Here is a 20,886-nt window from a genome sequence, read left to right on the forward strand (position 1 = left end):
GGAAGGTCTCCCCATGGCACCGCGCATCCTGCTGGCCCGGCACGGACAGACGCAGTGGTCGCTGTCCGGCAAGCACACCGGCAGGACCGACGTACCGCTGCTGGAGGAAGGGCGGCGGGGGGCCAAGCTGCTGGGGGAGCGGCTGCGGGGTGCGCCGTTCGACGGGCTGGCGGGGGTCGAGGTGCGGACCAGTCCGCTGGTGCGGGCGCGGGAGACGTGCGAGCTGGCCGGGTTCGGGGAGCGGGCGGTGGTGTGGGACACGCTCATGGAGTGGGACTACGGGGCGTATGAGGGGATGACGCCGGAGGAGATACGGGCGGGGCGGCCGGGGTGGCTGATCTGGCGGGACGGGGTGCCGGAGGGGGAGAGCCTGGCGGAGGTCACCGCGCGTGCGGACGAGGTGGTGGGCTGGGCGCGGTCGGCCGACCGGGATGTTCTGGTGTTCGCCCACGGGCACATTCTGCGGTCGATCGGGGCGCGGTGGCTGGGACTGCCGCTGGACTTCGCGGCGCGGGTGCGGCTGAATCCGACGTCGTTGTCGATCTTGGGGTGGGCTTATGGGGAGCCCGCGATCGAGACGTGGAACGAGCAGGGGCATCTGGCTGCGTGAGCTGCCCGGCCGTCGGGCTGGTGCTTACCCGGTGCCCGGTGTTGGTGCTGGGCGGGGGTGTTGCGCGGCCCGGCGTCTGCGGGGTGCCGCCGCGCCCACCCGTGCCGCCCTGGGGGTACCTCCCAGGCCTTCAAGGCACTGGGGGAGGCACGACTGCCCGCGGTGGGGCGGGGAGTGCGTGGTTGTGTGCGGGGGGTCGCGGTGGCGTGGGGGTCAGACTGCTCGGGGGAGGGAAGCGTGGCGGTCGAGGAAGGCCGAGACTCCTGAGGCCCGGCGGTGGGGGAGGAGGACGCGGGAGGTGCCTGCCAGCATCGTGCGGACGCGGGAGGACTGGACCTCGGCGAGGAGGTCCAGAGCCCGCATGCCCGCTGCCGCCGCCTCGTCCGGGAAGCCGCCGCGGGCCAGGTCGTCCGCCAGCTCGGCCGTGTAGAGCGCGATGTTGCGGGTGAAGTGGGGGTCCTGGAGTTCCGCCGCACGGCGTGCGTGCCGGGCCGCCCGCGGCCAGTCGCCCAGGGTCGACCAGCACTGCGCCTCCAGGCCTTCCAGCTCGGCCTCCCCGTAGAAGCTCATCCACTCCGGGTCCGCCTCCGCCGCCCCGCGCTCGAAGTACGCCCCCGCGCGGACCAGCGCCTGCTCGCACCCGGTGCGGTCGGCGAGGCCCGCCCAGCCGCCCGCCTCGCGCAGGGCGAGCAGTGACATCAGCCGGGGCGAGCCGAGCGATCGCGCCACCCGCTGGGCCGCCTGCGCCGCCCGTACCGCCTCCCGGGGGCGGCCCGCGTCCCGCGCGAGGAACGCCGTGTTGCAGAAGGCGTGCGCCTCGAGGCCCGGATCACCGGTCACCCGCGCGGTCGCCAGGGCCTCCGCATAGTGCGAGCGGGCGTCGTCGAAACGGCCGGAGTCGTGCGCCAGCCAGCCCACCGAGATGGCCAGCTCACCGGCGCCGGAGTAGAGCCGGTCCGCCGTCCGCTGCCGGGCCACCCCGGCGTCCAGCAGCGCGTACGCGGCGCGCAGGGGGGCCGCCGCGCGGCGGTAGAGACCGTCCGCGCCGTGCCGGTCGTCCAGCAGCCGGATCCGGCGGACGGCCTCCTCCAGGGCGCCCGCGTCGCTCGCCCCCGCGCGGCGCACGGCGCGCTGCGGCGCCGAGGCGTCGGAGGCGAACCCGTAAGGGCTCAGCGAGGCGGCGGCCATCGTGGCGCCGCCGCTGGTCATGAATGCGCGACGCAGCACGTCGCTCTCCTCGTGGTCGTGCGGGTCGTACGTGTCGTACCGGTTCTGCGTCTCATACGGCTCGCACGCCCCGCTGGTCTCACCCGTGGCGTTCGCCGGTCCTTCGGTGCGGGCCGCCGGGAGGTCCCCGGCGGTCCCGGTCCGGCGTCCGCGGACCGACGAGCGGGGCGCGAAGCCCAGGTCGGTCAGCGTGCGGCCGGGGAACATGTGCAGGAACACCCGTTCATAGGCGTAGTTGGGACAGCGGATCTCGCCCGCCTCCACCCTGTAGACGTAACGCGCGTCACAGCTGACCCGCTCGTCGATCTCGTGGGCGGCCCGCCGTACCGCTGCGGCGAACTCGGCCGGCGAGCGCGCTCCGCGCAGTTGCCGGAAGACGAGGTTCGGCCGCGGGGGCCGGTCGGGCGTGGACGAGGGCACCGTTGACGACGCCATGGCCGGGTCCTCTCTGCGAACCGTCGAACCATGCCGGAATGGGGTGGGTTGTCCGTGTGCCACCCTGTTTCCGGCGGGCTAGAACGTACCTGCTGTGACGGAGTCACCACGCAGAGTTTGGCTACAAAACGGATATGTCATCCACGATCTGCCATGAACTGCCATCCTTTGCGGCGCACTTTCGCCGTAGCCGTTGACATCCCGGGTCGTTGGACTCTGTGGACCGGGAGCCGCCCGACTCCCGACCCGCTCGTCCAAGCAGGGATCGTGTGTGTGGTGGAGGCCGGGATGATGATGACCAGTCGGAGTGATGACCCATTAGATCCGCTGCCTGCCGACTGTGACGTGGTCACGGTGCCGGCCCGGCAGGGCCTGGAGGCGGTCGACATCCTGCGGCGCGCGGCCGCCGACGGGATGGGCCCGGTGCTGCACGACGACGGCGGTGCCACCCTCGGTTTCCTGGTGCCGCCGGGGACGGCCGCCGCCTGGGACGTACCGGGCAGCACCTGTACGGAGACCGACGGCCGCGGGCTGCGGCTGAACCCGGAGCCCCAGCCGCCGGTGGAAGGCGCGGACTGGCTGCTGCCGCCCGGCGACGCGGATCTGGCGACGGACCCCGCGGTGCTGCGGGAGGCGCTGGGCGAGGCGCAGCGCATGATCGAGGCGGCCGACGGCTGCGCGTGAGCCCGTCCGGGCCGCCGGAGTACGTGTGCGGACGGCCTCCGGACAACACTGTGCGGGCCCGCCTCCCGGGTGGGTTTGCCGAGGGCCTGCGGGGAGCCGGTTCGTCGGCGTCGGCGGGTGGCCGTTGTCCTGTCGTACGGGCGGGGGCCCCGGGCCGTGCGCCGGCACCTGGGACAATGGCGGAATGGGACGGGCCAGGAGCGGTGGGCGTGGGCAGGGCGACGGCGGTGGCGGTGGCGGTGCGCGGACCGTCATCGAGAACGTCGACGGCGGACTCGCCCAGCTGATCCCCGACCGGGACCGGCCGCGGGCCTGGACCCTCCTGATCGACGGCGCCCCGCAGTCCCACATCGACCTGGACGACCCCGCGTACCTCTCCTTCGAGTACCAGCGCCGGTTCGGCCATGTCACCGATCTCGCCGCACCGCCCGGAAAGCCGCTGCGGGCCGTGCACCTCGGCGGCGGCGCGTTCACCCTCGCCCGGTACGTCGCGGCCACCCGCCCCCGCTCCACCCAGCAGGTCGTCGAGCGGGACGCGGCGCTGGTGCGACTGGTGCGGCGGGAACTGCCGTTGGACGCCAGGGCGCGCATACGGGTGCGTTCGGCGGACGCCCGCGAAGGGCTCGCCAAGGTGCCGGACGGCTGGGCCGGACTCGTCGTCGCCGATGTCTTCAGCGGGGCCCGCACCCCCGCCCATCTGACCTCGGCCGAGTTCCTCGACGAGGTCCGCAGGGCGCTCGCCCCCGGCGGGGTCTACACCGCCAATCTCGCCGACGGGCCGCCGCTCGCGCATCTGCGCGGTCAGATCGCCACCGCCGCCGCGCGGTTCGGGGAACTCGCGCTGATCGCGGACGCCGCGGTGCTGCGCGGCAAGCGTTTCGGCAACGCCGTCCTGGTCGCCTCCGACGCACCCCTGCCGGTCGCCGAACTGACCCGCCGTGCCGCCTCCGATCCGCAACCGGGCCGGGTCCTGCACGGCCGGGAACTTCTCGACTTCACCGGCGGGGCGAACCCGGTGACGGATGCCGCAGCGGTCGCGTCACCGGCACCGCCCGCGTCCGTCTTCCGCTGAGACCGCGTTCCGTTTCCGCCGGTGACCGACGCGAACGCCGCCGACCGACGCGAACGCCGCCGCCACGGTCCCGTCGGCGACGGCGGCTCAGTACGTTCCGATCTCCACCCGCGGCGGGCCGTCGTGCCAGGTGCAGAAGACCGACACCCGGTCCGCGCCCGCCGAGAACTCCACCCGGATCCACGTCTCCGTCTTCCACACCTGCATCGACCAGCCGGCCCCCGGGGTCGCCGACACCAGTGAAGCGGACGTCTCTCCGAGGTCGAAGACCGCCCGGCCGCCCTTGGTGTCATAGCCCTTGACCTCACCGGAGGCCGCCGGAGGGGGCGGGGCGGGGGGCTTCGCGGGCGCGGTGGTCCGGGAGGACTCCGGCTCCGGCTTCCGGGACGGGGCGTCGGGCCCGGCCGACGGCTCGCGCGACTGCTCCGCGTCCTTCGAGGATGCCGGGGACGGCCGCCGCGTCGACGACGACAGCGCCTGCGACTTCTCGTCGTCCGAGCCGTCCGAGCCGTCCGCGTCATCGTGGCCCGCCGCCGCGATGGGCAGGGCGCGGGGCGGGTCGTAGGCGGTGCCCTCCATCACGGTGCTGACACCCCACCACGACAGTGTGACCGCCGCGCCCGTGGCGAGCAGCCAGGCCAGTACGTGTACGAGTCCTCTGCGCATCGTCGGCCCATACTGCCCCACGAGCCCCGCGGGTGTCGTGCCCGCGGAGGTATCCGGAGTTGTCCACAGGCCCCGGCGGACCTCGCCCGGCGTGGCGTACGGTGCCGCCCATGGCAAGTGTTCTCGTGGTCGAGGACGACCCGTTCGTCCGCTCGGCGCTGATCCGGCAGCTTACCGACGCCTCGCACACCGTGCGCAGTGTGGGCACGGCGCTCGAGGCGCTGCGCGAGGTCGCCCACATCCGTTTCGACGTGGTCGTGCTGGACCTCGGGCTGCCCGATCTCGACGGCTCCGAGGCGCTGAAGATGCTGCGCGGCATCACCGATGTCCCGGTGATCGTCGCCACCGCCCGGGACGACGAGACGGAGGTCGTACGGCTGTTGAACGCCGGCGCGGACGACTACCTGACCAAGCCGTTCTCGGTGGAACACCTGTCGGCCCGGATGGCGGCCGTGCTGCGCCGCGCCCGCTCCGGCGGCGGTGAGAGCGCTCCCTCGCCGGTGATCCGGGTCGGCGGACTGACCGTGGACCCGCTGCGCCGCCAGGCCGAACTGGACGGCGCCCGGCTTGACCTGACCCGCCGTGAGTTCGACCTGCTCGCCTTCCTCGCCGGACGGCCCGGCGTGGTCGTCGCCCGCAAGGAACTGCTCGCCGAGGTGTGGCAGCAGTCCTACGGCGACGACCAGACCATAGACGTCCATCTGTCCTGGCTGCGCCGGAAGCTGGGGGAGACCGCCGCCCGGCCCCGCTATCTGCACACCCTGCGCGGTGTCGGCGTGAAGCTGGAGCCGCCCGCCGCACAGACGCCGCAGGCGCCGGGGATGCCCGGAGCGGAGCCGCCGCGATGAGGTGGGCCCTGGTCAAGGTGTCGCTGGCGGTGACCGCGATGGTCGTGGTGGCCTTCGCGGTGCCGCTCGGTCTGGTCATCCGGGAGATGGCCCGCGACCGCGCCTTCTCCAATGCCGAGCGGGAGGCGGCGGCCGTCGCCCCCGCGCTGTCCATCACCACCGACCGCGACCAGCTCGAACGCGTCGTCGCGTCCACCGGATCCGACACCGGCATGGCCGTGCACATACCGGCCGAGGAGGGCAGCGAGGCCCTCGAGATGGGGCGCCGGCGGGCCGCCCCCGAGGACATCGCGGCCGTGCGGGAGCTGGGCCGCGCCTCCACCTCCACCGTGTCCGGCGGTTCGACGCTGCTCCAGCCGGTCGCGCTCAGCAGCGGCGAGATCGCCGTGGTCGAGGTGTTCGTCCCCGAGTCCGAGGTCACCAACGGAGTCGGTACGGCCTGGGCGGTGCTCGCCGCCGTCGGGGTCGCGCTGATCCTCGGCTCGGTCGCGGTCGCCGACCGGCTGGGCGTGCGGATGGTGCGGCCCGCGCAGCGGCTGGTCGAGGGGGCGCACGAACTGGGGGAGGGGAAGCTGGGCGCGCGGGTCCGGGAGACGGGGCCGACCGAACTGCGGCTGGCGGCAGTGGCGTTCAACTCCATGGCCGACCAGGTTGTCCAACTCCTGGCCAACGAGCGGGAGCTGGCCGCCGACCTCTCCCACCGGCTGCGGACACCGCTGACCGTGCTGCGGCTCAACGCCGCATCCCTCGGCGAGGGTCCGGCCGCCGAGCAGACCCGGGCGGCGGTCGAGCAGCTGGAGCGCGAGGTGGACACCATCATCCGCACCGCCCGCGACGCCAAGCCGCAGACGGCCGCCGCGGGGCCCGGCGCGGGGTGCGACGCGGCCGAGGTGATCCGCGAGCGGATGGAGTTCTGGTCGGCGCTCGCCGAGGACGAGGGCCGTAAATGGCGGATGGCCGGCGCCGACCGGCCGGTGCGCATACCCGTGGCCCGCTCCGACCTGGCCGCCGCCCTCGACGCGCTGCTCGGGAACGTCTTCCGGCACACCGCCGAGGGCACCGCGTTCGCGGTCGACGTGCACAACGGCGAGGACGCGGTGATCGTGCTGGTCTCCGACGCGGGCCCCGGCATACCCGACCCCGACGCGGCGATGGCCCGCGGCAAGGGCTCCGGCAGCGACGGCTCGACCGGGCTCGGCCTGGACATCGTGCGCCGGCTCGCCGAGGCCACCGGCGGGGACGTACGGATCGGCTCGTCGGTGCTCGGCGGGACCGAGGTGCGCATCTGGATCCAGCTCGACCCGCGCGAGCGGTCACCCCGGCGGCGCGGGCACCGGGGGACCGTGCGACGGCGCAGACCTGGCCGGCTGGGCGTGTCCTTCAACCGGTCCCGATCCCTTCCTTGAGCGCACCCCGGGATCACCGGCCGTCTCCCGGAGGCAGGCTGACCGCCGGGAACCGGTGCGGCGACGAGCCGTCACGAAGAACGGCGATGCGGGTGCCCCGGCCGGTCCACTCCCCACCCGGCCGGGGCACCCGTGCGTCCGGTGGCAGCCGGACACGCGGACGGGGCGGCGCGGCACTCCCCCGGGCGAGCAGGGCAGGGCGGCCCGGACAGGCGGACGGGGCGCGGCACCCCCCCCAGGGCACCGCGCCCCGCCCCCCGTACCCGCGTCCCCCGTCCTCCGGACCCGGAGCAGGTCAGGTGCTCCGGATCCGAAGCGGATCAGACGCCCTCGGGGTCCGGGAGCTGCCCCGCCTCGGCCGCACGCGCGTACCACAGGGCGCTGGACTTCGGGGTGCGCTGCTGGGTCACGTAGTCGACGTACACCGCGCCGAAGCGCTTGTCGTAGCCGTAGGCCCACTCGAAGTTGTCCAGGAGGGACCACAGGTAGTAGCCCCGCACGTCGGCGCCGTCGGCGATGGCCCGGCGCACCGCGGACAGGTGGCCGTGCAGGTACGCGACGCGCTCGGGGTCGTGCACCCTGCCGTCGGCGTCCGGCTTGTCGTCGAAGGCGGCGCCGTTCTCGGTGATGTACAGCGGCAGCCCGGGTGCCTCACGCTGGTAGCGCATGATCAGCTCGTGCAGACCGGTCGGATCGACCGACCAGCCCATCTCGGTCCGCTCGCCCGGCGACTGGTGGAAGGCGACGTCGTCCGCGGCGGGCCACGGCGAGTGCTCGCTCGCCCCGTGCCCGTCGGCCCGCGGACCCTTGGCGTCCGGATCGGCCGCCGAGACCAGGGTGGGCGTGTAGTAGTTGAGGCCGAGGGCGTCCAGCGGCTGGTGGATCAGGTCCAGGTCGCCGTCCTCGATGCAGGACCAGTCGGTGAGCGTCGAGGTCGCCTCCAGCAGGGTCTCCGGGTATGCGCCGTGCAGGATCGGGCCGTGGAAGATGCCGCCGGACAGGTCGTCGATCTTCTGCGCGGCCGCCCGGTCCGCCGGGTCGCTCGGCGAGAGGGGCCGCACCACCGAGGTGTTGAGGCTGAGCGAGATCTGGTTGCGGGCCGGCATCACCGAGCGCAGCGCCCTGGTGCCCAGGCCGTGTGCCAGGTTCAGGTGGTGGGCGGCCTTCAGCGCGGCCGCCGGGTCGGTGCGGCCGGGCGCGTGCACCCCGGAGGCGTAGCCCAGGAAGGCGCTGCACCACGGCTCGTTGAGCGTGATCCAGTGTTCCACGCGGTCGCCGAGCGCCTCGCCCACGATCTGCGCGTACTCCGCGAAGCGGTACGCGGTGTCACGCTCGGGCCAGCCGCCCGCGTCCTCCAGCTCCTGCGGCAGGTCCCAGTGGTAGAGGGTGACGGCCGGCTTGATGTCCTTCGCCAGCAGCTCGTCGACCAGTTTGCGGTAGAAGTCCAGTCCGCGCTGCACGGCCGGGCCGCGGCCGGTCGGCTGCACCCGCGACCAGGAGACGGAGAAGCGGTAGGCGTCCAGGTTGAGGTCCGCCATCAGCGCCACGTCGTCGCGGTAGCGGTGGTAGTGGTCGACAGCGATGTCACCGGTGTCGCCGCCGACGGTCTTGCCCGGTGTGTGGCTGAAGGTGTCCCAGATGGAAGGCGTGCGCCCGTCCTCCCGCACCGCTCCCTCGATCTGGTACGCGGAGGTCGCGGCGCCCCAGAGGAAGGCGGGAGGAAAGGTCACCGGGGTCGCCGGCGTTGCGGAGTCAGACATGGAAGCGCTCCCATAGATGGTCGTGGAGGACCGACGGATACGTGAGACGGACCACTGCGCAAGGCAGGGGAAGGTGAGGGAGGGGCCGGGGCGGCGGTGACCCGGCCCCCGCGACACATACGGGGACGAGTGGACGTCAGCCCTTGACGGCGCCCTGCATGATGCCGCCCACGATCTGCTTGCCGAAGATCGCGAAGACCAGCAGCAGGGGCAGCGTGCCCAGCAGCGCACCCGCCATGATCAGGGACTGGTCCGGGGTGAAACCGCGGCCCAGGCCCGCTACCGCGACCTGCACGGTCGGATTGCCGGTCTGGGTCAGCACCAGGAACGGCCACAGGAAGTCGTTCCAGGCCTGCACGAACATCAGCATGCCGAGCACGGCCATCGCCGGCCGCGCGGCCGGGAACACCACGTGCCAGATCACCCGCCAGCTGCCCGCGCCGTCCACCCGCGCGGCCTCGATCACCTCGTCCGGCAGCGCCTGGATCAGGTACTGCCGCATGAAGAACACGCCGAACGCGCTCACCAGCGACGGGAAGATGACGGCCTGCAACTGGTCGGTCCAGTCGAGCTTGGCGACCACCATGTACAGGGGAATGATGCTGAGCTGCGGCGGGATCATCATGGTGCCGATGACGATCAGCATCAGCATGTTGCGCCCCTTGAAGCGCAGTTTGGCGAAGGCGAACCCGGCGATCGTCGACAGCACGACGATGGTCACGGCGGAGGTGCCGGCCACGATCGTGGTGTTGAGGAACGCCTCACCGAGGTTGGCCTCGGTCCAGGCGATCTCCAGGTTCTTGAACAGGTTGGAGCCGAACCAGAACGGCGGCGGGGTGTCCGCCAGGCGCTGGTTGTCCCGGGACGCGGCGACCGCGGTCCAGAACAGCGGGAACAGCGACACGAGCGTGAACACGATCAGGATCGCGTACGCGATCGGACCGCCGTGCAGCGTGCCTCCCGCCCGCGCGGACTTCGGCAGACGCGGACGCTTCTGCTTGGTGGCGGGCGTGTTGTCGGGGGGCGTCACAGTCGTCGTCACGGCCACAACTCCTTAACTGCTGGCGCGCAGCCGGCGCGAGATGACGTGGTTGATGATGCCGATGACGATCAGGATCGCGAACATCGTCCAGGCGATCGCCGAGGCGCGTCCCAGGTGCTGGTTCACCCAGCCCTGCTCGTACAGGTACAGGCCGAGCGTCTGGAACTGGTGCTCCGCGCCGCCGGACGCCCCCTTGTTGGGATCGAACAGCAGCGGCTCACCGAAGAGCTGGCTGGCACCGATCGTCGAGACGACCACCGTGAACAGGATGGTCGGGCGCAGCGACGGCAGCGTCACGTGCAGGAACTGCTTCCAGCGGCTGGCGCCGTCCAGCGCCGCCGACTCGTACAGGTCCTGCGGGATCGCCTGCATCGCGGCCAGGTAGATCAGCGCGTTGTAGCCGGTCCAGCGCCAGATGACGATGCTCGAGACGGCGAACTGGCCGGGCCACTTGTCGTCCTGCCAGCCGATCGGATCAATGCCGACGAGGTCCAGCGCCCAGTTGATCATGCCGTAGTCACGCCCGTAGAGCAGTACGAACACCAGGGTGGCGGCGGCGATCGAGGTGGCGTACGGGGCGAGCATCGCGACCCGGTAGAAGGTCGAGGCGCGCAGCTTGTAGTTGAGGATGTGGGCGATGCCCATGGCCATCATCAGCTGCGGGACCGTCGAGATGAGGCCGATGGTCACCGTGTTCTGCGCGGCGTTCCAGAAGAAGTCGTCGTCGAAGATCCGGGTGTAGTTCCTCAGCCCGACCCAGTCCATGTCGGTCGGGGCGGTCAGCTCCACCTGGTGCAGCGAGGCCCAGCCCGTGTAGATCAGCGGGAACAGGCCGAAGGCGGCGAACAGCAGGAAGAACGGCGCGACGAACGTGTACGGGCTCCAGCGTGCGTCGCGCTGCCAGCGGCGGGACTGCTTCGCCCGGCGCTTCGCTTCCTTGTCGGGCGAGGAGCCGCCGGGCGGACGGCCCGGGGCCGCGCCCCCCTTGACGGGGGACGCGGCGGAGTCGGAGCGGGTGGCCATTCGGGTCACTTGTCCAGGTTGTTGTCGATGGTCTTGGTGGCCGTGTCCCAGGCCTCCTTGGCGGACTTGCCCTTCGTCACCAGGATGACGCCGTTGTCCGTCAGGCCCTGCTGGATGATCTGGTCCTTCGGGCCGATGACCTGGACCGGGATCTGCTTGGCGGCCTCGGAGAAGATCGTGCCGATCGGGGTGTCACCGGTCATCTCGTTCTTCGCACCGGTCACCTCGGCGCTCTCGTACGCGGCCGGGGCGCTCGGGAAGCTGCCCTGCACCTTGAACAGCTTCGCCTGCTGCTCGGGCGCGGTCAGCCAGGCCACCAGCTTCTGCGCCTCCTCGACGTTCTTGCCGCTCTTCGGCACGCCGAGGAAGGAGCCGCCCCAGTTGCCGGACTTCGGCGCGACGGCCACGTCCCACTTGCCGGCGGAGTCCGGCTGCGACTTGCCCTTGATGTAGCCGAGCATCCACGGCGGGCAGGCGACGGTGGCGAACTTGCTCTTGGCGATGGTCGTGTCCCAGGCCGGCTGGAACTGCGTCTGCGACTGGACCAGGCCCTTCTCGGCGGCCTCCGCGGTCAGGTCGAAGGCGTCCTTGACGGCCGGGTTGGTCTTGTAGATGACCTCGCCGGAGGCGTCGTAGAACTTCTCCTCCTCACTGCTGAGGACGGCGTTGAGCAGGCCGCCGGGGGAGTCCATGAAGACGGTGTCCTCGCCGGCCGCCTTCTTGTACTTCTCGCCGGTCGCGATGAACTTGTTCCAGTCGCCGGCCCACAGCTTGCCGACCTCCTCGCGGTCGGCCGGCAGGCCGGCCTTCTCGAAGAGGTCCTTGCGGTAGCAGATGGCCATCGGGCCGACGTCCGTGCCGAGACCGATCGTCTGGCCGTCCTTGGTGGTGGCCTGCTCCCACTTCCAGGGCAGCCAGCCGTCCTTCTTGACGCCCTCGACCTTGGACATGTCCGCGAACTTGTCCGCCTGGGTGCCGACCACCTCGGCGATGTTGGCGACCTCGATCGCCTGGACGTCCATCAGGCCGCTGTTGGTGGTCAGGTGGTTGACGAGCGCCGGGTAGTAGTTCTCGTTGCGCTCGATCACGTTCTCTTCGATGTTGATGTCGGGGTTGAGCTTCTCGTACTCGTCGTAGAGTCCGGCTTCCTTGAAGCCCATGGTGCCGAAGAGCCCCAGGGTGATCGTGGTCTTGCCCTCGCCGCCGCCCGACGAGGATTCGGAGTCGTCTCCGCCGTCGTCGGCACAGCCGGCCAGCAGCCCGGTGCCCAGCGACACCACAGCCGCGATGGCCAGTGCCTTGCGGGCGATGGGCTTCCCCCCGCCCGACCGCTGACGGGAGAAGGGGAGGGTACGTGCTCGCATTGCGTCCTCCTGTTGCCCTGACGTGCCGACCCCCCGGCCAACGGCGTTGTTGGACCGTATTCTGCGCGTTGCGGCTCGGGCGGGGAACGTGCGGGTTGTGTATGTGTCAGGTACCGTGGGAGCGCTCCCACATGTGATGTGTTGAAGAGTCGCGGGTCCGGGCGGGGGTGTCAAGGGAGCAGACGAGGCAAAGTGCGTTCAGTTATCTGCCTGTTAACTTGCCGCCGCGGTCCCCCGTTCGGAACCTCGCGGTCCGCTCGCCGGCCTTCCGGTGGCGGTCACCGCCTTCACCGGGGCTGTTACATTCCAGGCCAGCGTGACATACGAAGGAAGGCGGAGCCGATGGCAAGCCACGGAGCGCGGGGCCGAAGCGGCGGCCGACCCACCCTCGAAGAGGTGGCCGCGCGCGCCGGGGTGGGCCGGGGCACGGTTTCCCGGGTGATCAACGGCTCGCCCCGGGTGAGCGACGCCACGCGTGCCCTCGTGGAGGCGGCGGTCGCCGAACTCGGTTACGTCCCGAACACGGCCGCCCGCGCGCTGGCCGCCAACCGTACGGACGCCATCGCCCTGGTCGTGCCCGAGCCGGAGACCCGCTTCTTCGCCGAGCCGTACTTCTCCGACATCCTCCGGGGTGTCGGCGCGGCGCTCTCCGACACCGAGATGCAGCTGCTGCTGATCTTCGCGGGCAGTGACCGGGAGCGGCAGCGGCTCGCCGACTACCTGGCCGCCCACCGGGTGGACGGGGTGCTGCTGGTCTCCGTGCACGCCGACGACCCGCTGCCGGACATGCTGTCCCGGCTGGAGATCCCCGCGGTGATCAGCGGACCCCGCTCGGCCGCGGAGACCCTCGCCTCGGTGGACTCCGACAACTACGGCGGCGCCCGTCAGGCGGTCGAGCATCTCATCGGCCGCGGCCGGCGCACCATAGCCCACATCACCGGCCGACTGGATGTGTACGGAGCCCAGCGGCGCATCGACGGCTACCGCGAGGCGCTGAGCGAGGCGGGCCACGAGGCGGACGAGCTGCTGATCGAGCCGGGTGACTTCTCCGAGGAGGGCGGCCGGCGGGCGATGGCGGCGCTGCTGGAGCGCCGGCCGGGTCTGGACGCCGTCTTCGCCGCCTCGGACGTCACCGCGGCCGGCGCGCGTCAGGCCCTGCGGGAGGCGGGCCGCCGCATCCCCGACGACGTGGCGCTGGTCGGCTACGACGACTCGGCCATCGCCCGCCACATGGATCCGCCGCTGACCAGCGTGCGCCAGCCGATCGTGGAGATGGGCCGCGCGATGATCGACCTGCTGCTCGCCGAGGTCGCCGACCGCCGGCCGGCCGTGTCCCGCGGGCTGGAGCGGCGGCAGATGGTGCTGGCCACGGAACTGGTGGGCCGCGCGTCGTCGTGACGCGCGGGATGCCCGGCGCCAGGGTGCCGGCCCGCCGCGCCCGGCGCGGGAACGAGTTCAGCCGGTGACCTCCGCGAAGGCCACCGGCTGAACGGTGAGGGTGAGTGACGGGACTTGAACCCGCGGCATCCTGGACCACAACCAGGTGCTCTACCAGCTGAGCTACACCCACCATGGCCTTGTCGTCGAGGTCAGTGACTTCTCCGACCGGCCGAGAAAAAGTGTACAGGGTCCGAAGGGGTGCTCGCGCACGGCTTTTCGCGAGTGCCTTCCGGGGCCCTGCGATGCCGCTACTGAGCAGGCAGTACGTGCTTGGCGGCGATCTTCCTCGCGGTGTCCGAGTCGGGTCCCGGCTGGGGTACGAAGACGGCCTCGCGGTAGTAGCGCAGTTCCGCGATGGATTCGCGGATGTCGGCGAGGGCGCGGTGGTTGCCGTTCTTGTCCGGGCTGTTGAAGTACGCCCTCGGGTACCAGCGGCGGGCCAGCTCCTTGACGCTGGACACGTCCACGATGCGGTAGTGCAGGTAGTCCTCCAGGGTCGGCATGTCCCGCAGCAGGAAGCCGCGGTCGGTGCCGACGCTGTTGCCGCAGAGGGGGGCCTTGCCGGGCTCCTTGACGTGTTCCCTCACGTACTCCAGGACGCGCCGCTCGGCGTCCTCGAGTGTCGTGCCGTCCGCCAGCTCGTCGAGCAGGCCGGACGCGGTGTGCATCTCCCGCACCACCTCCGGCATCGTCTCCAGGGCCCGCTCCGGCGGGCGGATGACGATGTCCACGCCCTCGCCGAGCACGTTCAGCTCGGAGTCGGTGACGAGGGCGGCCACTTCGATGAGTGCGTCGTCCGACAGCGAGAGGCCGGTCATCTCGCAGTCGATCCACACCATGCGATCGTTCATATGTCTCACCTTAAGGCTCGGCTCGCCGCGCGGACCCGGTGGTCATGCCAACGATGTCGGTGTGAACATCACAGGGCGCTGCGGCCGGGCCGGGCCGGACCGGGCTGTACCGGACCGGACGGGGCCATGTCCCCCTGCGTCGGGCGGGCCGAGGTGACCGCGACGGCGTGGAGCGGCCGGGTGCGGGTGCGGGTGCGGGTGCGCGTCCGGCGCCGGGCGCGGCGGCCGGGGCTGTACGCGGCGACGGGCCGGAGACCAGGGGTCTCCGGCCCGTCGGGTGACGTTGTCACCTCACGGCGCGCTGCGCTGCCCGGGGACGCCGTGCGCCGAGGCCGTCAGGGACGGGCCCAGGGCGCTGGCCGCCGCCGTGCGGCGGGACTGGTGCGGCAGCGGGCTGTCCGGGTGCAGCGTCGGCGGCAGTGAGTGCCCGGCGTGTCCCGGCTGGCCGGACGGGACGGGCCCCTGGCCGTGCGCGGCGGCCTCGCTGTCCTGGTTCCGGTCGGCCTGGGGACGCCGCGCGCGGTACGCGGCCCGGTAGGCGGCCGGGGACGAACCCAGCTGACGCCGGAAGTGCCCGCGCAGCGCCACCGGTGAGCGGAAGCCGCAACGCCCGGCCACCTCGTCCACCGAGTAGTCCGACGTCTCCAGCAGTCGCTGCGCCTGGAGCACCCGCTGGGTGATCAGCCACTGCAGCGGCGCGCTGCCGGTCAGCGAGCGGAAGCGGCGGTCGAACGTACGACGGCTCATGTACGCGCGTGCCGCCAGCGTCTCCACGTCGAACTGCTCGTGGAGGTGCTCCAGCGCCCAGGCGACGACCTCCGCGAGCGGGTCGGCGCCGATCTCCTCCGGTAAAGACCGGTCGAGGTAGCGCTCCTGACCGCCACTGCGGCGCGGCGGTACCACCAGGCGGCGGGCGAGCGCGCCGGCCGCCTCGTTGCCGTGGTCCGTGCGCACGATGTGCAGGCACAGGTCGATGCCGGCCGCGGTGCCCGCCGACGTCAGGACGTCCCCGTCGTCCACGAAGAGCTCCCGTGGGTCGACGTGCACCGACGGATAGCGTTTCGCCAGCGTCGGCGCGTACATCCAGTGTGTGGTGGCGGGCCGGCTGTCCAGCAGTCCCGCCGCCGCGAGGACGAAGGCGCCGGTGCACAGCCCGACGATGCGGGCGCCCTCCTCATGGGCCCGGCGCAGCGCGTCGAGCGAATCCTCGGGTGGCGGCGAGGTGATGGACCGCCAGGCCGGCACCACGACGGTGCCCGCCCTGGATATCGCCTCCAGGCCATGTGGCGCGGTGAGTTCCAGGCCCCCCGTGGTCCGCAGCGGGCCGTCCTCGCCCCCGCACACCAACAGGCGGTAGCGCGGTACGCCGGCGTCCTGGCGGTCAATCCCGAACACCGACAGCGGAATGGAACTCTCGAAGATGGGGCCGCCGCTGAACAGCAGCACCGCGACGATCTCCTTGCGGCGTCGCCCGGAGAGTTTCCGGGCCGCGGCTTCCGGCGCGGCAGTGGAGTCGTGGCTCATACTGCTAAGCCCCCCTCGGTGGTCGCGGCTCCTCGGTTGTGTCGCTCCTGCACGTTTCCCCTCGGTCCTGCACGAGTCCCCCGCCGTACGACGTCAAGATCGAATCTACTGTGTCCGGTTGTGCTCGGGTGGCGAGTTCGTCACTCGGCACATTGTCGACTTGGCAACTTGGCGTAAAGCATTCGATCACGAAGCGTTGCACTCGCGGGGCGTGCAGGGAAGTGCGCCTCGTCGCGGTGGCCAATCCCCGTAGGGTGCGCGGGGCTTGTGGGACCCTTTCCGTGCAGGTCGAACGGGGGTTGGGGGGTGGTCGCGCCAGGGGATGCGCACCGGCCGGAAGTTGGCTGAAAAGATACGGGCGCGAGCACGGAAACCGGTCAGTCGACCGGTGTGTCCCCGCCATGGTGTGACGGGCCCGCCCGGGTCCCGGTTCCGCTCGGTCCAGGCGCGCCCCGCCGGCGCACCGGCTCCCCGGACGGCGGCCGGGCGGCGGCCTGCTGGGAGCGTCGCATCAACAGCAGGCAGGCGCCCGTGACGGCCGCCGGGCCGGCAGCCGCGCCGAGGGCCCCCGAGGGGGGAGCCGCACCACAGCAGGACCACCGGCACCAGCAGACAGCCGAACGCCGCCCAGCGGACGACCTCGCCCGCCGGGTCCCCGGAGGGCGGCGCCGCACACTTCCGCTCGGGGGCGGGGCCCGGTCCGGACATGGGATGCTCCCTGTGGTGCGGTTAACGGGGTTCAACGCACGGCCCGCTCGTCGGTCACTGCGTATCCGGCGGAACGGCCTGGAACGGGGCCGTTCCCGTCGCCGAGTGTCGCCGGTGCCGCCGAGCGAAGCCCGCGTGGACCGCGCGCGAACCATCTGTACAGGGCAGCAACCATTGCGTGACGGGCGGCCCCTCGGGCATGCTCCGGGGAACCCGTCCGCCGGTGTGCGCGGGTCTGGGCTGAGGAGGCGTGGCGCCGTACCCTTGGGGGTATGGGGTTGGGAAGACCATTCCCGGACACAGCTCCGCCGCACACTGTCGTCCCCAAAGAAGGATCACACCCCCGAGACAGCCATGGCCGGTCACGAATTCTTCGAACCAGCGGACCGCAAGCGGCCGGTCGCCGATCCGACGGCGGCCGAACCCCTGGCGGCGGAGGAGCCACGCCACCCCTGCGACCCCGCCTTCCGGCACGGAGTGGTCGTCGGCTTCGACGGTTCCACCTCCAGTGAACGGGCCCTCGCGTACGCGATCGGCATGGCGCGGCGGCTCGGCTCCGGCCTGATCATCGTCCATGTCGCCAACCGGCTGCCCACGACGGTCTGGGCGGGGTGCGAACCCCCCGTCTTCGTGGACGTCCCGGACCACCGCACGGAGGTGCTCGGACTCGAGCTGGCCTGTGCGGACTATCTGGCCGAGGTGCCGTGGATCCTGGTCGAGCGTGGCGGGGACATCTGCCATGAACTCGAAGAGGTGGGACGGGAGTACTCCGCCGACGCGATCGTCGTGGGCTCCACCCACGGTCTCGTGGGGCGGCTGTTCGGGTCGGTTGCGGGGAGGCTGGCGAAGCGGGCGCAGCGGCCGGTGGTCGTCATCCCGTAGGTCGTCCACGGGGCCCGCGTGTGTCACGTGAGGGCGGTGGCCGTGGTCCGGTCCGTGCGGGTGGGTGGGGGTTGGTCGCGCAGTTCCCCGCGTCCCTGGGGGGTTGGGCCGGCCGTGTCGGTCAGGGGGTGGGGTGTCGGCCAGGTCGGGCGGTATGTGGAGGCCCATGCCCGGGGTCCGGCTTGTGCGGGTGGGTGGGGGCTGGGCGCGCGGTTCTCCGCGCCTCTGGGGTCGGGTGGGCGGGGGCTGCGCTGCTCCCGGGGTGGGGCAGCGCAGCGGGACGCCGGTATTTTGAGGTGGTTTACTCGACTGTGACCGACTTGGCGAGGTTGCGGGGCTTGTCGATGTCGCGGCCGAGGGCCAACGCCGTGTGATAGGCGAGGAGTTGGAGGGGGATGCCCATCAGGATGGGGTCGAGTTCGTCCTCGTTCTTGGGGACGAGGAGGGTGTGGTCGGCCTTCTCCTGGTGCTGGTGGGCGACCGCGAGGATCTGGCCGCTGCGGGCCTTGATCTCCTCCATCGCCGCGCGGTTCTTCTCCAGCAGGTCGTCGTCCGGGACGATCGCGACCGTGGGCAGGGCCGGCTCGATCAGGGCCAGCGGGCCGTGCTTGAGCTCGGAGGCCGGGTAGGCCTCGGCGTGGATGTAGGAGACCTCCTTGAGCTTCAGGGAGGCCTCACGGGCCACCGGGTAGCCCCGGACACGGCCGATGAAGAGCATGGAGCGGGCCTCGGCGTACTCCAGGGCCAGCTTCTTGATCTCCTCCTCCTGCTCCATGATCTCGGCGATCTGGCCCGGGAGGCGGCGCAGCCCCTCGATGATGCGCTTGCCGTCGCGCACCGACAGGTCACGGGTGCGGCCCAGGTGGAGGGCGAGCAGCGCGAAGGCGACCGTGGTGTTGGTGAAGCACTTGGTGGACACCACGCACACCTCGGGGCCGGCGTGCACGTAGACGCCGCCGTCCGCCTCGCGGGCGATCGCGGAGCCGACGACGTTGACCACGCCCAGCACCCGCGCGCCCTTGCGCTTGAGTTCCTGCACCGCGGCGAGCACGTCGTACGTCTCACCGGACTGGGAGACCGCGATGTACAGGGTGTCGGGGTCCACGACCGCGTTGCGGTAGCGGAACTCGGAGGCCGGCTCGGCGTCGGCGGGGATGCGGGCCAGCTCCTCGATCATCTGCGCGCCGATCATGCCGGCGTGGTACGAGGTGCCGCAGCCGAGGATCTTCACGCGGCGGATCAGGCGCGCCTCGCGGGCGTCCAGGTTGAGGCCGCCGAGGTGCACGGTGGAGAAGCGGTCGTCGATCCGGCCGCGCAGCACGCGGTCCACGGCCTCCGCCTGCTCGTGGATCTCCTTGTGCATGTAGGTGTCGTGGCCGCCCATGTCGTACGAGGCCGCCTCCCACTCCACGGTGGTCGGCTCGGCGGTCGTGCGGGTGCCCTCGGTGGTGTAGGTGCGGAAGTCGTCGGCCTTGAGGGTGGCCATCTCGCCGTCGTCGAGGGTGACTATCTGCCGGGTGTGGGCGACCAGCGCGGCGATGTCGGAGGCGACGAACATCTCCTTCTCACCGATGCCGAGGACGACCGGGGAGCCGTTGCGGGCGACGACGATGCGGTCGGGGAAGTCGGCGTGCAGGACGGCGATGCCGTAGGTGCCCTCGATGAGGCGCACGGTCTCGCGGACCTTGTCCTCCAGCTTCTCCGCCTGCGAGCGGCCGATGAGGTGGGTGAGGACCTCGGTGTCCGTCTCGGAGAGGAACTCGACGCCGTCCGCCTCCAGCTTGCGGCGCAGATCGGAGGCGTTGTCGATGATGCCGTTGTGGACGACGGCGACCTTGCCCCCGGCGTCCAGGTGCGGGTGGGCGTTCACGTCGGAGGGGGCGCCGTGGGTGGCCCAGCGGGTGTGGGCGATGCCGGTGGTGCCCTTGAAGCGCGCCGGGACCTTGGCCTCGAGGTCGCGCACCCGGCCCTTGGCCTTGACCATCTTCAGGCCGGCCGTCTTCGGGGACGTCACGGCGATGCCCGCCGAGTCGTAGCCGCGGTACTCCAGGCGCTGCAGGCCCTCGAGCAGCAGCGGAGCGACCTCACGCCTGCCGATGTATCCGACGATTCCGCACATACGTAAGTTCCTAGCCGTAGACGATGCGGCGCAGCTGCCGGAGCGAGAGCTCGGGCGGTGCCACCGCTCGGTATCTGAGGTCCGCCTCGATCCGTTCGAAGATCGTCGCGTTCACCAGGCCCTGGGCCTGGAGCTCGCGGTGGCGGCGACGGACGTACTCCTCGGTCGTCTCGTCGAAGTAGGCGAGCACGTCCTGGACCACCCGCAGCGCCTCGCCCCGGCTGAGGGGCGTGGACCGCGTCAGGTGATCAACAAGTTCGTCGTGCACCCGATGATCCTGAGGTACCGGCGGCCGAATCGCAAGAATCGTGCCCGATATCGGGCAGGCCCTGGCGGGTGGGTGCTACATGCGCTTGAGGATCGCCTGTTTGGCGAGGGTGAACTCCTCGTCGGTGAGCACCCCGGAGTGGTGCAGCTCGCCCAGCTCCCGCAGTCTGCGCAACAGGGCGTCGTGGTCGTCCTCGGAGGAGGGGAGGGCCGGCTGCCGCCCGGCCCCGGATTCCTGCGGGCGCTCGTCGGCGGGTGCGGCGGGATGCGGCAGGCGGGCCTGGACGGCGGCGGCGACCAGAGCCATCAGCGGGTCCTTCTTGAAGCCCCACAGCTCCACCGAGTTGGGGTCGTACTTGGCGGGCGCGTCGGTGGGGGCGTTGCGCACGCTGAAGCGGAGGTGGCCGTTCTCCCATCCGGACGCGGGCTGCCACTGCACGCCGGTCAGATCCGTCAGCGCGAGCGTGCGGGTGCCGGCGGCGGCCTTCGCGTCCTCCGTCTTCCAGTTCCACTCCAGCCGGACGCGCTCGCCGTCGAAGCTCACCGTGCCGTCCCCGGCGGAGGCGGACAGCGGCACGGACGGGCCGGGCAGCAGGTACGCGCCGACCGGGTCGGAGGGGACCTGCTCCAGCAGCAGGGCGGTGCGCACCTCCTCCGTGAAGTACTCGGCGACCCCCGAGCGGTCGGATTCGACGATCAGCCGGTAGGGGTCGTGCGGCTCGGTGAGCCGGCCGCCGGCCGCCTGCAGCAGCGGGTCGGCACCCTCGCGCAGCCGCAGCCTGAGCCGCCCCGCCTTCTTGCCCTGCTCGAACGATATTCCCGCCAACGCCCCGAGGGGCAGCACCAGTTCACCCAAAGTCTCGCGCAGCAGGCCGACATTCTTGTCCCGGCCGGGAGTCAGCCGCAGGGCTTCCCCGTCGAAGGTCCACGTACCGTCCTTCTGGATGATTTCCGCCAT

18 protein-coding genes and 1 tRNA gene are annotated in these 20,886 nt (G+C 71.8%); 7 read left to right on the forward strand and 12 right to left on the reverse strand.

The features are described from left to right. Positions 1-13: 13 nt before the first annotated feature. The gene (locus HTV45_RS09165) at positions 14-610 is read left to right on the forward strand and encodes a histidine phosphatase family protein (RefSeq protein WP_215205158.1); all 597 of its coding nucleotides are present in this window, start codon (positions 14-16) and stop codon (positions 608-610) included. Between the two features lie 213 nt (positions 611-823). Here the strand turns inward: HTV45_RS09165 and HTV45_RS09170 are convergent, their stop codons facing one another. Further along, the gene (locus HTV45_RS09170; protein WP_215205159.1) at positions 824-2,272 is read right to left on the reverse strand and encodes a tetratricopeptide repeat protein; all 1,449 of its coding nucleotides are present in this window, start codon (positions 2,270-2,272) and stop codon (positions 824-826) included. Positions 2,273-2,560: 288 nt separating this feature from the next. Here HTV45_RS09170 and HTV45_RS09175 point away from each other — a divergent pair, with 288 nt between their 5' ends. Together HTV45_RS09175 and HTV45_RS09180 are read left to right on the forward strand one after the other, a co-directional pair. Then, complete coding sequence (locus tag HTV45_RS09175) at positions 2,561-2,956, forward strand: hypothetical protein (RefSeq protein WP_215205160.1); 396 nt, start codon at positions 2,561-2,563, stop codon at positions 2,954-2,956. A gap of 184 nt (positions 2,957-3,140) precedes the next feature. Further along, the gene (locus HTV45_RS09180; RefSeq protein ID WP_215205161.1) at positions 3,141-4,028 is read left to right on the forward strand and encodes a spermidine synthase; all 888 of its coding nucleotides are present in this window, start codon (positions 3,141-3,143) and stop codon (positions 4,026-4,028) included. 87 nt (positions 4,029-4,115) lie between these two features. On the opposite strand, the gene HTV45_RS09185 is transcribed toward HTV45_RS09180, so the two are convergent. Continuing rightward, a complete protein-coding gene (locus tag HTV45_RS09185) occupies positions 4,116-4,694 on the reverse strand; it encodes a hypothetical protein (RefSeq protein WP_215205162.1) in 579 nt (192 codons plus the stop codon). A 110-nt stretch (positions 4,695-4,804) separates the two neighbouring features. On the opposite strand from HTV45_RS09185, the gene HTV45_RS09190 reads away from it, so the two are divergent. Together HTV45_RS09190 and HTV45_RS09195 are read left to right on the forward strand one after the other, a co-directional pair. Then, positions 4,805-5,542, forward strand: coding sequence for a response regulator transcription factor (locus tag HTV45_RS09190; protein WP_215205163.1), 738 nt, complete (start codon positions 4,805-4,807; stop codon positions 5,540-5,542). Further along, a complete protein-coding gene (locus HTV45_RS09195; RefSeq protein ID WP_215205164.1) occupies positions 5,539-6,948 on the forward strand; it encodes a HAMP domain-containing sensor histidine kinase in 1,410 nt (469 codons plus the stop codon). Before HTV45_RS09190 ends, HTV45_RS09195 begins: the two co-directional genes overlap by 4 nt. A 320-nt stretch (positions 6,949-7,268) precedes the next feature. On the opposite strand, the gene HTV45_RS09200 is transcribed toward HTV45_RS09195, so the two are convergent. From HTV45_RS09200 to HTV45_RS09215, 4 genes are all read right to left on the reverse strand, one after another. Then, on the reverse strand, positions 7,269-8,708 hold the full coding sequence (locus HTV45_RS09200; RefSeq protein WP_215205165.1) for a GH1 family beta-glucosidase: 1,440 nt from the start codon (positions 8,706-8,708) through the stop codon (positions 7,269-7,271). 136 nt (positions 8,709-8,844) lie between these two features. Continuing rightward, positions 8,845-9,750 (reverse strand): carbohydrate ABC transporter permease, encoded by a 906-nt coding sequence (locus HTV45_RS09205; RefSeq protein ID WP_215205166.1) that lies wholly within the window; start codon positions 9,748-9,750, stop codon positions 8,845-8,847. Positions 9,751-9,762: 12 nt separating this feature from the next. After that, on the reverse strand, positions 9,763-10,773 hold the full coding sequence (locus tag HTV45_RS09210) for a carbohydrate ABC transporter permease (protein ID WP_215205275.1): 1,011 nt from the start codon (positions 10,771-10,773) through the stop codon (positions 9,763-9,765). Between the two features lie 5 nt (positions 10,774-10,778). After that, positions 10,779-12,137 carry an ABC transporter substrate-binding protein gene (locus HTV45_RS09215; RefSeq protein WP_215205167.1) on the reverse strand — a complete coding sequence of 453 codons (1,359 nt, stop codon included), beginning with the start codon at positions 12,135-12,137 and terminating at the stop codon, positions 10,779-10,781. Between the two features lie 342 nt (positions 12,138-12,479). Between HTV45_RS09215 and HTV45_RS09220 the strand changes: the two genes are divergently transcribed. Further along, positions 12,480-13,535: a LacI family DNA-binding transcriptional regulator gene (locus tag HTV45_RS09220; RefSeq protein WP_215205168.1), complete on the forward strand. Its 1,056-nt coding sequence runs from the start codon at positions 12,480-12,482 to the stop codon at positions 13,533-13,535. Positions 13,536-13,634: 99 nt separating this feature from the next. Here the strand turns inward: HTV45_RS09220 and HTV45_RS09225 are convergent. The 3 genes from HTV45_RS09225 to HTV45_RS09235 form a co-directional block, all read right to left on the reverse strand. Then, positions 13,635-13,707: transfer RNA gene (locus HTV45_RS09225), tRNA-His, on the reverse strand. A gap of 118 nt (positions 13,708-13,825) precedes the next feature. Beyond that, on the reverse strand, positions 13,826-14,428 hold the full coding sequence (orn, locus tag HTV45_RS09230) for an oligoribonuclease (protein WP_215205169.1): 603 nt from the start codon (positions 14,426-14,428) through the stop codon (positions 13,826-13,828). A 291-nt stretch (positions 14,429-14,719) separates the two neighbouring features. Next, complete coding sequence (locus tag HTV45_RS09235; RefSeq protein ID WP_215205170.1) at positions 14,720-15,952, reverse strand: helix-turn-helix domain-containing protein; 1,233 nt, start codon at positions 15,950-15,952, stop codon at positions 14,720-14,722. A 1,062-nt stretch (positions 15,953-17,014) separates the two neighbouring features. On the opposite strand from HTV45_RS09235, the gene HTV45_RS09240 reads away from it, so the two are divergent. Next, positions 17,015-17,542 carry a universal stress protein gene (locus tag HTV45_RS09240; RefSeq protein WP_215205171.1) on the forward strand — a complete coding sequence of 176 codons (528 nt, stop codon included), beginning with the start codon at positions 17,015-17,017 and terminating at the stop codon, positions 17,540-17,542. Positions 17,543-17,843: 301 nt separating this feature from the next. Here HTV45_RS09240 and glmS read toward each other — a convergent pair whose 3' ends face one another. The 3 genes from glmS to HTV45_RS09255 all read right to left on the reverse strand — a co-directional run bounded on the left by glmS (position 17,844) and on the right by HTV45_RS09255 (position 20,886). Next, the gene (gene glmS / locus HTV45_RS09245) at positions 17,844-19,661 is read right to left on the reverse strand and encodes a glutamine--fructose-6-phosphate transaminase (isomerizing) (protein WP_215205172.1); all 1,818 of its coding nucleotides are present in this window, start codon (positions 19,659-19,661) and stop codon (positions 17,844-17,846) included. Positions 19,662-19,671: 10 nt separating this feature from the next. Next, positions 19,672-19,929, reverse strand: coding sequence for a hypothetical protein (locus HTV45_RS09250; protein WP_030217181.1), 258 nt, complete (start codon positions 19,927-19,929; stop codon positions 19,672-19,674). Between the two features lie 75 nt (positions 19,930-20,004). Beyond that, positions 20,005-20,886, reverse strand: coding sequence for a DUF4429 domain-containing protein (locus HTV45_RS09255; protein ID WP_215205173.1), 882 nt, complete (start codon positions 20,884-20,886; stop codon positions 20,005-20,007).

Origin of the sequence: Streptomyces sp. CHD11 (assembly GCF_018638295.1) — a bacterium.
Taxonomy (GTDB): Bacteria; Actinomycetota; Actinomycetes; order Streptomycetales; family Streptomycetaceae; genus Streptomyces.